Annotated in this window: 15 protein-coding genes and 2 pseudogenes; 15 read left to right on the top strand and 2 right to left on the bottom strand. The window is 44.2% G+C overall.

Features of this window, described 5'->3' with window-relative positions; translation table 11 throughout:
• The first annotated feature begins 271 nt into the window (after window positions 1–271).
• The 8 genes from ychF (at window position 272) to AC3WQH_RS24135 (ending at window position 7726) form a co-directional block, all read left to right on the top strand.
• Window positions 272–1372: a redox-regulated ATPase YchF gene (gene ychF / locus AC3WQH_RS24170; RefSeq protein ID WP_005828368.1), complete on the top strand. Its 1101-nt coding sequence runs from the start codon at window positions 272–274 to the stop codon at window positions 1370–1372.
• Between the two features lie 142 nt (window positions 1373–1514).
• On the top strand, window positions 1515–1802 hold the full coding sequence (gene rpsF, locus AC3WQH_RS24165; protein ID WP_005828370.1) for a 30S ribosomal protein S6: 288 nt from the start codon (window positions 1515–1517) through the stop codon (window positions 1800–1802).
• A 29-nt stretch (window positions 1803–1831) separates the two neighbouring features.
• Window positions 1832–2311, top strand: coding sequence for a single-stranded DNA-binding protein (locus tag AC3WQH_RS24160; protein ID WP_007779761.1), 480 nt, complete (start codon window positions 1832–1834; stop codon window positions 2309–2311).
• Window positions 2312–2607: 296 nt separating this feature from the next.
• Window positions 2608–2892 carry a 30S ribosomal protein S18 gene (gene rpsR / locus AC3WQH_RS24155; protein ID WP_023559051.1) on the top strand — a complete coding sequence of 95 codons (285 nt, stop codon included), beginning with the start codon at window positions 2608–2610 and terminating at the stop codon, window positions 2890–2892.
• A 224-nt stretch (window positions 2893–3116) separates the two neighbouring features.
• Window positions 3117–4265, top strand: coding sequence for a tyrosine-type recombinase/integrase (locus AC3WQH_RS24150; protein ID WP_237716596.1), 1149 nt, complete (start codon window positions 3117–3119; stop codon window positions 4263–4265).
• Window positions 4262–5659 carry a tyrosine-type recombinase/integrase gene (locus AC3WQH_RS24145; RefSeq protein WP_492332287.1) on the top strand — a complete coding sequence of 466 codons (1398 nt, stop codon included), beginning with the start codon at window positions 4262–4264 and terminating at the stop codon, window positions 5657–5659. Before AC3WQH_RS24150 ends, AC3WQH_RS24145 begins: the two co-directional genes overlap by 4 nt.
• The gene (locus AC3WQH_RS24140; protein WP_005828376.1) at window positions 5652–7283 is read left to right on the top strand and encodes a tyrosine-type recombinase/integrase; all 1632 of its coding nucleotides are present in this window, start codon (window positions 5652–5654) and stop codon (window positions 7281–7283) included. Before AC3WQH_RS24145 ends, AC3WQH_RS24140 begins: the two co-directional genes overlap by 8 nt.
• The gene (locus AC3WQH_RS24135) at window positions 7280–7726 is read left to right on the top strand and encodes a DUF6262 family protein (RefSeq protein ID WP_005828377.1); all 447 of its coding nucleotides are present in this window, start codon (window positions 7280–7282) and stop codon (window positions 7724–7726) included. The genes AC3WQH_RS24140 and AC3WQH_RS24135 overlap by 4 nt, the downstream gene beginning before the upstream one ends.
• 137 nt (window positions 7727–7863) lie before the next feature.
• On the opposite strand, the gene AC3WQH_RS24130 is transcribed toward AC3WQH_RS24135, so the two are convergent.
• Together AC3WQH_RS24130 and AC3WQH_RS24125 are read right to left on the bottom strand one after the other, a co-directional pair.
• A complete protein-coding gene (locus AC3WQH_RS24130; RefSeq protein WP_005828378.1) occupies window positions 7864–8760 on the bottom strand; it encodes a manganese catalase family protein in 897 nt (298 codons plus the stop codon).
• An 82-nt stretch (window positions 8761–8842) separates the two neighbouring features.
• Window positions 8843–9070: a YuzF family protein gene (locus AC3WQH_RS24125; protein WP_216621115.1), complete on the bottom strand. Its 228-nt coding sequence runs from the start codon at window positions 9068–9070 to the stop codon at window positions 8843–8845.
• 219 nt (window positions 9071–9289) lie between these two features.
• On the opposite strand from AC3WQH_RS24125, the gene AC3WQH_RS24120 reads away from it, so the two are divergent.
• The 7 genes and pseudogenes from AC3WQH_RS24120 to AC3WQH_RS24090 form a co-directional block, all read left to right on the top strand.
• Window positions 9290–9493 (top strand): hypothetical protein, encoded by a 204-nt coding sequence (locus AC3WQH_RS24120; RefSeq protein WP_005828380.1) that lies wholly within the window; start codon window positions 9290–9292, stop codon window positions 9491–9493.
• Between the two features lie 372 nt (window positions 9494–9865).
• Entirely contained in the window at window positions 9866–10390 is a 525-nt protein-coding gene (locus AC3WQH_RS24115) for a spore germination protein (RefSeq protein ID WP_035316911.1), read from the top strand.
• Window positions 10348–11021: pseudogene (locus AC3WQH_RS24110) on the top strand (spore germination protein). Before AC3WQH_RS24115 ends, AC3WQH_RS24110 begins: the two are co-directional and overlap by 43 nt.
• Window positions 11021–11191 (top strand): hypothetical protein, encoded by a 171-nt coding sequence (locus AC3WQH_RS24105; protein ID WP_007779739.1) that lies wholly within the window; start codon window positions 11021–11023, stop codon window positions 11189–11191. The pseudogene AC3WQH_RS24110 and the gene AC3WQH_RS24105 overlap by 1 nt, the downstream one beginning before the upstream one ends.
• 12 nt (window positions 11192–11203) lie before the next feature.
• Entirely contained in the window at window positions 11204–11278 is a 75-nt protein-coding gene (locus AC3WQH_RS24100; protein ID WP_081494688.1) for a CHASE3 domain-containing protein, read from the top strand.
• A 960-nt stretch (window positions 11279–12238) separates the two neighbouring features.
• On the top strand, window positions 12239–12466 hold the full coding sequence (locus AC3WQH_RS24095; RefSeq protein ID WP_285844152.1) for a CBO0543 family protein: 228 nt from the start codon (window positions 12239–12241) through the stop codon (window positions 12464–12466).
• A gap of 349 nt (window positions 12467–12815) precedes the next feature.
• Window positions 12816–13034: pseudogene (locus AC3WQH_RS24090) on the top strand (hypothetical protein); the annotation flags it as partial.
• Window positions 13035–13106: the final 72 nt, after the last annotated feature.

Below are 13106 nucleotides of genomic sequence, written 5' to 3'. Positions count from 1 at the left end.
TCCAGGTCGGGGTGAAGTCCTTTTTTTATGCTCAGAAAACCTTGTTGCTCAAGGGTTTAGATTTATGCAAAAGGCTCGCTAGTGTAAGTCTAGCATTTCTTTTTTTGTCCCACCACCATCAGCTATCGTGGAAGTGGAAAGGGGGACATTCCGACAGCACGGTGAGCTTCCTGTCAGGGCCCAAAGTTGCCACAAGGAGACAATTGTATTCTTAAATCCAAATCTATATACTTAAAAGGATGTTAGGACGATGACAAGGGAGTGTATATAGATGGGTGCATCTTGCGGTATTGTTGGGCTTCCCAACGTGGGGAAATCAACACTGTTCAATGCCATTACACAAGCGGGTGCGGAGTCGGCGAACTACCCGTTCTGTACGATTGACCCGAACGTGGGGATCGTAGAAGTTCCGGATCCGCGTCTCACAAAGCTGACAGAGATCGTAGTGCCGAACAAAGTCGTTCCGACGGCATTTGAGTTCGTGGACATTGCCGGCCTGGTAAAAGGCGCGAGCAAAGGCGAGGGGCTTGGCAACCAGTTCCTCGGACATATCCGGGAAGTAGACGCGATCGCGCATGTCGTTCGCTGCTTCGAGGATGAAAACATCACGCACGTGGCAGGCCGTGTCGATCCACTGAGCGATATCGAAACGATCAATCTGGAGCTGATTTTTGCCGATCTGGATTCAGTCGAGCGCCGTATCGACCGTATCGCGCGCAAGGTGAAATCCGGCGACAAGGAGTCCAAGCAGGAGTTGGACGTGCTGGAAAAACTGAAGGCTGCATTCGAAGAAGGCCAGTCCGCGCGCAGCGTGGAGTTGGACGACGAAGAGCGCAAATGGATTCGCGACCTGCACCTTTTGACGATCAAGCCGATGCTGTACGTGTGCAACGTGGCAGAGGACGGAATCAATGACGCAGACAACAATCCTCACGTGCAGGCTGTTCGCGAGCATGCGGCGAAGGAAGGAGCAGAGGTCGTTGTCATCAGCGCCAAGGTCGAGGCAGAAATTGCTGAACTGGAAGGCGAAGACAAAGAAATGTTCCTGCAAGAGCTCGGTTTGGCCGAGTCCGGTCTGGACCGCCTGATTCGCGCTGCTTACAAGCTGCTCGGTCTGGTTACCTACTTTACGGCAGGGGTACAGGAAGTGCGCGCGTGGACCATTCGCAAGGGCACAAAAGCTCCAGGTGCGGCAGGCGTGATTCATACCGATTTCGAGCGCGGCTTTATTCGCGCAGAGGTTATTGCTTACGACGACCTGGTAGATGCTGGATCGGTTGCGGCAGCCAGAGAGCGCGGGAAGTACCGTCTTGAAGGGAAAGAGTACGTTGTGGCTGACGGAGATGTCATGCATTTCCGCTTCAATGTTTAGTACGAAATAGTTGCTTCACTATAGGCGTTTTGCTATAATACGATAATGCGAGTATTTATGGAGTGCATGTTTTGTGCGTTTCGTTTTAGCACTCGCTCCTTGCCCGTACAGGGCCGCAAAGTCCATAAGGAGGTGAAAAGGTATGCGTCAATACGAAGTTATGTATGTATTGCGTCCAGACCTTGAAGAAGAGAAAGTAAAATCCAATGTAGCTCGTTACAGTGAAATTGTGACCAACTACGGTGGCGAAATCTCTAAGCTTCAAGAAATGGGTAAACGTCGTCTTGCGTACGAGATCAATAAGTTCCGTGAAGGTTACTACGTTCTGATGAACTTCAAAGCGAACGCTGATGCTGTTGCGGAAGCTGAGCGTCTGATGAAAATCAACGACGACGTAATCCGCTTCATGTTCGTTCGTGATGAGAAGTAATCATTGTCGCGGTCAGAGGGGGAACCAAGATGAATAAAGTTATTCTCATCGGCAACCTGACGAAAGATCCTGAACTTCGCTACACGCCGAATGGCGTTGCCGTTGCTACTTTTACCGTGGCTGTCAATCGTCCTCGCACCAATCAGGCAGGCGAGAGAGAAGCCGATTTCATTAATATTGTCGCTTGGCAAAAACTTGCCGATCTTTGTGCAAGCTACTTGCGCAAAGGAAGACAAGCTGCCATCGAAGGACGCATTCAAACGCGCTCCTACGATAATAAAGAAGGAAAACGCGTATATGTAACAGAGGTCGTTGCGGAGAACGTTCAATTTTTGGGCGGTCGAGGCAATGAAGGCGGCGGAGACAACGCAGGATACGATCCAGGACCAGGATTTGGTGGCGGAAACAAGCCATCCGGTCAGAGAAACAATGACTTTGATCCGTTTGGTGATCCCTTCGCGAGTGCAGGCAAGCCGATCAACATTTCTGATGACGACTTGCCGTTTTAGAGAGCGTAACATCTGAGAGCAAGAAAATGCTTTAAGACCTCAGTAAAACAAGGGGTTTTAAAGCATTTTAACTGTGTAATGGTAATCTTCATTTACGACCAGCATCCACGGTTTATTAAGATCGCACGATGTTGAGTAAAATGTGTAATATGTTATGACAGTCAATGTAGTCTAGTGATGATGACCATCCTTATTTCAAGATGTGGGTACAGCCCCGTAGTGAGAAGTTGGGGATAGCCAGAGAAAGCTTATTACGTTTGACCAATATGCATAATGAAAGGAACGAGAGTATAACAATGGCATTTGCACAAAGAAATGACGAAGAACGTGGCGAAAGAAAGTTTGCTCCACGTAGAGGTGGCAAAGGTAAACGTAGAAAAGTTTGCTACTTTACAGTCAATAAAATTACTCATATTGATTACAAAAATACGGAAGTTCTTAAAAAGTTCATTAGTGAACGGGGGAAGATTCTTCCTCGCCGTGTGACTGGAACAAGCGCAAAATATCAACGTGCTTTAACAGTTGCAATTAAACGTGCTAGGGCGGTAGCGTTGCTTCCGTACACAACGGATAATATCTAGGAAAAAGGTGTGTTGGCCTTATGGCAACACACCTTTTTCTATGGCAGCACAAAAGAGTTCATTGTACCCGCGGCGGAAGAGCATTGCATATGCGAATCGTTCCTTTTGTTTCTTGAGTTTAGTCCGGAACTCAACAGAACTCAACTATGATAATTGACAATTAGCTCCATAATAATAGATGATGGATGATATATACACTCAAGTTCGGTTAAAGTGGGAAAACATTGGCTGAACATCATATAGTATTGATCTTGGTGGTGATGAATATGGGTAATCTGAAAATTGAAAAAACTCTCAATGAGGCCGGAAAACGAAATGTAGTAGTTGTGGATGAGGACTACAACATTGTCGAGGAAATAACATTGTTTCTTCACTATTTAGAAGAGAAGGGGCACTCTGAGAACACAATCGAAGGTTATAGTAGAGACTTAAAGGAATATTTCACTTGGTTAAACGAAGTGGGGCTTAAATTTTACGAGGTTAGGAAAGCGGATATGTTTTCTTGGCTTGAGTATTTGAAAACGAAAGTCGGAAAGACGGACAAAGAGAAATCTGCAAAGACAAAGAATAAGTATATGGCAACAATAGCCTCATTTTATCGATTTTATGAAGTGATTGGGGGCTTTGTGACGGAGAACCCATTAACTTATAAAGATGATTCAAAAAACAGACATTTCCTAGTTCAGAAAGTTAGTCGTAAAGATATGGGTTTTAATTTCTTCCGAGTTAAAGAGAAAAAATCAGTTAAGGGTAAGCGTTTGACTCGGGAACAGGTTGAAAAGCTCTATCAAGGACTTGAGATGTTACAGTCAGATGAGAGCTTAAATGCCCGAAATCAGTTATTGTTCAGATTTCTTTATGAAACGGGTTGCCGGATTAGTGAGGCATTAGGTCTTCGTATAGGTGATTATGAGATTCAAACAAAAGTTGGGGTTATAAAGGTAAAAGAGCATGATCCACTATACCATAAAGACCACAACATCAAATCACTAGAAAGGGAAATACCCGTCAGCAGAGATATTGTCTTTGCCATAGAGGATTATATCTTGTATCATCGCCCTGATGATGGAAAACATCTTACGATATTTGTGAATCATGAAACCAGCCCTGGCCAATATATGATCCGCGATACGATAACAAAGCTCTTCAATAAGCTATCTGAACAAGTGGGTATAAAATGCACTCCTCACATGCTTAGGCACACCCATGGAACCGAACTCACCGAATCGGGATTTGATATGCGTTATGTCCAAGATAGGTTAGGTCATAATGATGTTAAGTCTACGAGTAAGTATCAACATTTGTCGCTTGAAGCGAAAACAACGGCATATGAAAGCTTCATGCGTCAGAGAAGGAGCGCGGAGTTGAATTGAGTAGAGCGTATATTTCAACAGTTGATACAAAAACTGATAGATGGGAGGTTCCGTATCAATCGAGTTATGGTGATAAATTATCTTTTGAATTTTCATATTTGCCAAATAAATGGTTCAAGAAAATACATAAGCAAATAACAATTGAATGCATGAGTCTAGGGAAGCCGAGCGTCGAAACACTGTATCGATATAATTATTCATTGAAACGGTTCTTTGAATTCCTGAAAGAATACAACTTGAAAATTATGGATTATGCCGATTTATCGCACCATATTACTCAAATGTATATTTATTATTTACAACAGATTCATTTAGCAAACTCTACAAGATCGGTTGCTATGTCTGCACTAAAATGGGTAGTAGAACATGGGCAGTTTTTTGAGTATGATGGTTTTCCGGAGGGACAGGTTTTTGATGGAGATGAGTACCAAGCACTGAAGCAAGATGATGTTTTAAGGACAAGGTATATACCCGATAATGTAATGGAACAGATTGAAATAGCTTTAAAAAAGGAGAATAACATCCTCTTGAAGTCTATTGTGGAGATCGGCATCGATTCGGGAATAAGGCTTTCAGAGGTTTTGGACCTAACCGAGGGTTGTATAACTGAAGATTTTACAGGAAAACCCGTATTGTATGTTTTCTCTCCGAAAAATAAGGCTGACAGATATATCCCCGTATCAAATCGAGTCAAACGGGCAGTTCAACTACTTGAACAATACTCAGAAGTGGCCAGGAAAGAACTTGCAACAAACTACATTTGTCTTTACTGGCAAAAACGGAATATACGGTACGCCAGACTGCTCCAAAAAATATTTCGAGATAAACTTTATCGGTTTGTCAAAAAGCATGATATCAGAGATAACAATGGCGAATTATACCCATTAACCTTTCACGCATTTAGGCATACGCTTGGAACGGACATGCTAAATAAGGGCATGAGCATGTTTGAAATTCAAGAATATCTAGGTCACGAATCATTGCACTCCACAAGCTTATATGCAAAAGTCCAAAATCCAAAAGTTGAAAGCGAATATAAAAAGCTTGGATTTATTGGCATGATAGTCAAGGAAATCAATGAGAAGGAACTTGGTCAAGGAAAGAATCTCGACACGGAAACGCTATTGTCTGCTTCATTGCCTGATGGGGCTTGTCAGAAGCCGATAAATAATGAGGGCAAGATATGCTCTAAATTTAATATGTGCGTGATCTGTCCTAAGTTTATCACGACTCCCGAACACTTACCAATTCATAAAGACCATTTGGATCGTCTCAGAGCCAACAGAGAGGCATATATGGCTCAGGAGTATATCGGGACGACACATCATCTTGAGACTGTTGAATACGCCTTAGAAACGATTATAGGGCGTTTGGAGGCGATGCAGAGTGGTTGAAAGTATAAAGCTTCAATTGTTTGATTACAACCCCCTAATACCCCAATCAGATTTCCGTTGCGGTAATAGTAAATTCTCAGACAATGTATGGGATTTTAACGGATTTATTAATGTAGAGCATTTGTCTGGCAAGAGGCTTATGATTGATTTTGAATTTGTTGTTGATAAGCCCAAAATGCTAGAAGTAATAAAATGGTTTATGCATCATGAGTTAACCACGGGCAAGTTTTCAACTGCCAAACGAAATTTAGACGGTGTTGTTCGATTTTCTAAATTTATAAAAGAATATGCGCCGGAAGTGGAGTCGTTTTCAGAAATTGATCAGATTTTATTGGAGATGTATTTTACGTATTTGCCTGAAGCGAAAAGCGAGACAAGCGGTCAGTTAATAAGTTCTGTTTCAATCAAGAAAAGTGCATTGGCGTTAAAAGAAATCTTATTAAAGGGAAATATTAAAGGCTGGGATGTTCCAAAAGATGTTCGATTTGTTCAGGGTATGTACAATGAGCTCATTATTAATAACAAAGCGTTAAAGAAGGATGCCAAGCAAGCAGAGCAAGTAAACATTGATAAAATTTCGGACGAACAGTTGATCGATCAGATATTGCGTAAAGCAGTAAGTGATTTAGATATGGACGAAAATATACTTGTTGCAGCTAGCGTAGTAGTTGGATTGCAGCTTGGACTTCGCATTAGCGAAATCATTACGATGTATAATGCCTCCATTGAGCCAATTGGCGGAGAAACTAAATTAGTATACAACACCGGTAAACTGCAAGCCGAACCTACGAGGGTGTATAAACCAGCGAATGCCCTTGTCGTACAAGCCATTACGAAAGTTGAAAAATACACGGATCCGTTAAGAAAAGAATCGGGCTTACCGTATTTATTTCTTAATCGAATACGTAATGTCAAAGGATATCCCGTGGGTATAGTTTCCCATGCAAATTGGTCAAAGAATTTTCTAAGACCCTGGCTTCAAAAACACAATCTCCGATATAAAAATGGAGATATTGCTGATTTTTCATCTCATACATTCCGCCACGCTTGCGCTACGTATGCTTTAAAAGGCGGGGCCTCTCTGGAAACCATACGGGAATTGTTAAATCACAAGTCCATTAGAGGTACACAGCACTATACACACCTGCTTCAAGAGGATGTAAGGAACAAGTTCGCGAAAGTATTCAATGAAGGCGCAGTTCTTGTTGGTAAGCAGGCTCTTCAAATAAAAGAAAAACTTAAAGTAATTAACCCATTCAAAGGAAAGACCATCGAACAAGTTGATAAATTGCGTAAAGCGCATAAGATTCAAATTTTGTCACATGGACTTTGTCTTCACCATCCAATGCGAAATGAACCTTGTGAAGGCGACGGGATATGTTTAGGATGCCGCAATTTTTTGACTACTCCGGACTTTCTTGAAGTTCATAAAGGCCGGTTGAAAAAAATTCGTGGCGAATTGGCATCTGCACCTGCTGGAGGTCCTTATGAGAACAAGTTAAAGACAATTGAAAAATACCTCGTAGGAATTATTGATGAGTTGGAAACCCAGGTGAATTATTCCGGAATTGATAATCATTCAGATTACAATATCACACCAAGCGAATGGGAGGGAATGGCATGAGTGACCCTTCTAAAGAAAATAAACTCGTTACACTGGAGCGTATCGAACAAGCAATAACAAACCTCCGAAAAGGAAAGAAAAAACTGTCCATATCAGCGATTGCTAAAAAAGCTGGCATTGAGCGAAAGACGATCTATAATCGTCCTGATCTTAAGGAACGCTGTGATCAAGCCATTTTGCTGCAGATGGAAATTGAAAAAGGGGCAGAAGAAATTGCAGCTACTGCAATCGAAACGTCAACCAGACCAAGCGGCAAAAGATTGCTTGAGAATCGGTATGAAAAAGTTAAGCAGGCGCTTCAGAATGAGAAGGAAAAGAACGAGAAACTTCTGGAAATATGCAGAAAACATGTCATAGAGAAAGCACAACTAAAATCTCGCATCGAATATTTAGAAAATAAAATTCAAGAACTAAGGGATAGGCAATTGAAACCATTCAAATAAAGGCTTGTGCTTGACCACCACCATGTGACGAGCCGCACGCTGGGAGTCGCGCACGGCTAATAGAAATAAACATAAATAAAGGTTTCGTATACATGCCATATAAGCAGCAACCCTTACCCGTATAGGAACGCAACACCTTACAATCCGGCGAGCTTTTGCAGCCGTTGGGCAATCTGCATAAAATCCTCATTCGAGATGCCAGGGGCAAATTCTTCCGGCACTTCTTCAAGATCGGGCACTTCCCCTCCTTGGGGAACTCCTCTGACGACTTCCAATCGCTCTCCGTCGGAAGGGTGGGATCCTTTCCAGATTTGAGCGATATCTTCATAGTCTGAATCGCTAAACGTATATAACTTTCGATGAATTCCCTGTTCTTCGTATTTGCGGGTCGCATCAAATGCCCGATTCTCAAGATTGGGAATAGGGAGCATTTTTTTTAAGTCGACTCCGGTCATGATTTCGAGCGCCTTCGCGTAAGCAAGCACATGAACTCCCCCGCGGACCAGCAAGTAACCCGTCATTTCGCGGGCGACAGGATGATCTGTCATCTCGTACACGCGCATCTTATGGGTGCGGGCGCCGCATTCGAGAAAAAAGTTATGCAGCAGATCAAGTACCAGATTGCCACTGTTAAAGACATAATCGCCGTTCCATGCTTTGCCCATCGAATCGCCGGGCAACGAGGTTTGAGCTGATGCAATAAAATGGTAGGTATTGCGTTTGTCAACCCCGTTGCGCAGAGGGGACTCATCCGGATCTGCCGGAAATGTGGAACCGGACAGGCATAAATTAATGGAGTTCATCACCAATTCCACATGGCCAACCTCCTCCGCCGTAATGCTGGCCACAAGTTCATAAAAAGGCTTCAGCTTTTTTTTGCTGCGAAAATTCGAAGATTGGACCAAATAATTATTCAACGTAGACATCTCCCCGAAACGGCCGCCTAATAGTTCCTGCACGGCCGCGGCGGCGTTAGCGTCCGGATGTTTGGGAACAGGCAATGCAATGGGCAATCGATTGATGCGCTTGAACATGGCGGACATCATCCCCTTACCAAATTGATGGTTCTTATTATCTTTATGACAGGGGACGTTTGTCTCATGCCGCGCCGGAGCGCTAAGAAGGCATAACCCAGATCATTTGCTGCGTACGTAAGAAGAAAGAAGCACTGTCTGTTTGCAGCCCAACATGATCCGGTCTCACGTCGGTTATCGTACCCCGAACAGGACCTCGAAACGTTTCAATAACCACCGGCTTTCCTTGAAGCGAGCGCAAGGTGTGATAAAAATACGGGTCAACCAAAGTTACTGTAGATAATGTGGAATTTGCCGTTTCCCTGTACATTCCATTTGGATAAGCATACACGTTGAAATCTCCTCCTCGATCTCGGTTTCCTTTTAGCCTATGCTGAAGAACGGGAGGTTGTGTTTCCATCCGCGTCTAGACAAACAACCCGATAAAAATTACTGGAAACCGGGCGGATGCCGTTGTCTCTTCTATGCGCCTGCCATAGACTAATGCTGTAAGATCAACTTTACCTAACCCAAGGAGGAATGTTTTCAAATGCAGTTTACTAAACAGGCAATGCCCATGTTTACGCATGACCACGCCGCTTATGTCAGGCAAATGTACGACTGGCACATGAAAATGGCTCAATATCACGAACAATTGCGTGCCTTTCATCTGGAAAGAGCAAAACAATTTCAAAAGCTGGCCGAAGAAAGAGCGAAAACGTCAGAAATATCCAGCGATACCAGCGCCGCTTAAAGGCGAACCGACATGGAGCGATGTGATGAATTGGCAGCATTCCGAATCAAAATCTGGGACCGTTATGTAACCCTTCGTTCCCAATATGGAACCCGGATGCCCTTGTCTTTCGATCAGTTCTGGTACGACTTTCTGGCCAGACACATGATATCCGACAGCGGAGTCGAGCAAGTGTATGAGGACTTCTGCAACAACTGGGAGAATCAGTGTTTGCGAAATGTTCACGATTCAAGCCACCGGTAGTAAAATCGGTGGTTTTTTCACGAACCGACTCATAATCTCAAGACTGCCAACAACCCGGAACTGCGAAGCATGTTTTTTGTTATATCGGGAAAAATAATACATGGACTGAACGCGAAAGGCAGGGAGACGATGCGTTGGATCGGTTGGTTTAAAAAGCAAGACAAAAGCGATACGCCAAAAGAAGCCGATACCCAACCTCCTGCAGGTAACTTGTCTCCGCAGCACGTGCAGCAATTGTTTCACGATATTCACGATGCACAAGTGCATGAGTTGGATGCGGGAGGGCGGAAAGTCAAGCTGTTCTACATCCGTTCCTTTGTGGATCAAAATCAGGTCGAAAGCGACATCGTGCTTCCCCTTTTGCACGCCCCGGACGAACAAGCAGGACAAAAGGTGATTTCCGAAGATCGGGTGGACGTAACGACGCTGCAGCAAACCGAAGAGCTCATCTTGCAAGGAGGAATCCTTGTTTTTGATGAAATCGGGAACGTTTGTGCAATCAAAAAGCAGAATCAGTTGGGCCGCGCCATCGATTCTTCCGAGCAGGAATCGATTGTGTACGGCCCTAAAGACAGCCTAACCGAGCAGTTGGACAAAAGCTTGAGCTTAATTTGTTTCAATCCCCAGAAGACTATGTACATCGCTGGTTGGTAAGCACCTTCCTGCGGGGACTTCGTTTTGTCGCGTTTGTAATTGCTTTGTTTTTGACCCCGGCTTACGTAGCGGTGACGGTTCATCATTATCAGGTGGTTCCTTTGGAGATGCTATTTCTTCTGATGTAATCACGGAGTGAAATTCCATATCCACCGTTCTGGGAGGCGCTGCTCATGCTGCTGACTCTGGAAATATTAAAGAAAGCCAGTTTGCGCATGCCCACCAAATCCAGCCAAACACTCGGCATCGTAGGCGGTATTGTCATCGGTCAAGCAGCCGTGGAGGCGGGAATCGCAAGCAACGTGATGGTGATTGTAATCGCCATTTCCGCCATGCCTCCTTTCTCGTTCCCAATTATTTAATGACAAATGCGAGCAAGCTTCTTCAATTTTCACTGTTGATTCTGGCGGCATGGCTTGGCATGTGGGGTATCGGTCTTGGTTTGATCTGGTTCTGCATCCACCTGCATGGACTGACTTCGCTCGGGCAGCCGTACTTGCAACCACTTAGCCCGTTTTTTGCTAGCGACTGGAAAGATACAGTGCTTCGTTTGCCGCTATCCAAAATGCGTACAAGGCCAGCTTATTTGAAGACGTTGCAACGGATGCGCGTAACCGGGAGGAAACCGTGATGTCCCCCCCTGTGCGTCCGGTCAGTTTGTATTCGATTTCAGCGCCTTTCGGATTTTTGTCCCTCGCTTTCTGGGCAAACCGGATGCAGATGGCTGCATTCCAGAAGGAAACCGAGTTTATTACGAATCATGATATGGAAGTACACAGCCTGGCTCAATCCATCGAATAAGATCTTGTCGATATGGAAACGGGCCAGCGTGGTTTTGTGATAATCGGAGAAGCGCAATATTTGGATCCTTATAATAACGGGAATTAAAACTGGCAGACGTACTATGACGCTCTGTTCGGACTTGTCGCCGATAACCCGGACTAGCAGGAAAAACTGAAATTCAAGTCGCCGGAGAGAAAGTGATTGCTTTGCTCGCTTCGCGCGTTAGTTGGAAAATTCAAAGTATAATTTTCGAAGACAACTTATCCTGCGAAATAGGACCAAAGCCCGGCTGTTGTCCAATATGGACAGATCCGGTCTTTGATATTTGTATGCGGGGGCTGGAGTAGATTGGATCAAAGTGGAACTTTCACGATGCGGATTGCTGCTTGGCGGAATAGGATAATTCGTTTCTGGACAACTTAAATGCTGTTTGCATAAATTTGGAAAGGTGGATACCTGCATGTCACCAACATCCAGTACAAGCGTTGAAAACCGGACTACCTCTGCCCCAAGACAACCGAATCGATGCAAAAATTGCATCTGGGGCAACTGGGATGGACTGAAACAATTTTGTTCAAAACCTGTCTGCATTAAGAATCAACCGCTATAATTGAAAAACGCCAACAAATGTCGAGGAGAGGGATGAGTTTCCATTTAGCCATTGCTTTGTGGACAGTATTGTGTTTCCGCTGAAAGGTAACGTCCAACTTCTGGCGGGATTGCCTGTTCAGAAGTTGCTGAATATAATGACCGTATTCACAGGAATCGAAAAGGATGCGTCCTCATTATGTTGGCCTGCAGGAACGGGATACTCGAAGCCATAGCGAGATTGAAAGAGTCCGCCATCGCTTGGGGCAATCGATACGAAGAGCGAGCGGCTTTCTGCAAGGCTTGGCGACCGCTTCAGGATTTTCGAAACGGTTCCTGCCGTGCTGCACCAAGAAGTCGACAAGACGTTGGACAGACATCTCAGCAAGCTCTTCGATCGATTCGAACTCCTGGCTATTTTGAATCGGATTTCGGGATAAGAGGGCTACGGGACAGTTTCTACTATCCGGGTTTACGATGATTATCGTGTCATCATGGCCGAACCAGCTTGGGATTGCCATGGGACTCTGGCATTATCACAGGGAAGTCCTACCGTTCATGTCGGCCAATTTTCCAAGGAATTTTTCACTTCTTCCCGCCACAGTGATGTTCTTAAACCAGTACAAGCCGGAACCCGCTGATAAAGGCTCTCCTATTTGGGGGTTTTTCCGCTTTTGTGGCCGAGCCGATCTCACAAATGGCTGATTTATATCATTCCATTCACTGGAAGCAATATCTATTCATTTCCGATCTATGTCGGGCTATATCTGCTGGCTTCGAGCATCGCCAAGCGGGGCGTTGATTGCACAGATTCATCCTCGGTAGATAAATAAAGGCCAAAACCATAAGTTTACCGATTCCAAAAATCATGCCCAGATTCATGAGCTGCATATTTACCATGTCATTGTTAAAGACTCAAGTTTGTTAATTGATGATCTACCGGACCACTATCGTTTCTCGTCATAACGGCTGACAACGAGTTCCTTTTGGAATAAGCAATTTTTTTAAGCATAGAATTTAATGATTCTATTCTCTACCAGGACATGGGTGAAATATGAAGAAAAAAACAAATATGATAATACAAATCGCCGCGACATATACGGGAACCGTGGTGGGAGCCGGATTTGCCTCAGGACAGTCGATTATGCAGTTTTTCACGGTATACGGAGCCTATGGGGTATTAGGCATTTTATGCAGCACCTTTCTTTTTGTATGGATCGGCACTAAAATGATGATTCTAGCTCACCAGATCAAAGCATTTTCATATCAGGAGCCATTCCTGTAATGAAGAAATTTGAGCTTTGAAAGAAAAAAGCGCCTCCTGTATGCTGGGTCTTGGAATGGT

The sequence above is a fragment of the Brevibacillus sp. FW301-21C12A genome, from assembly GCF_058788915.1.
The sequence above is the reverse complement of the archived record's forward strand: the minus strand, read 5'-3'. Positions and strand labels throughout refer to the sequence as shown.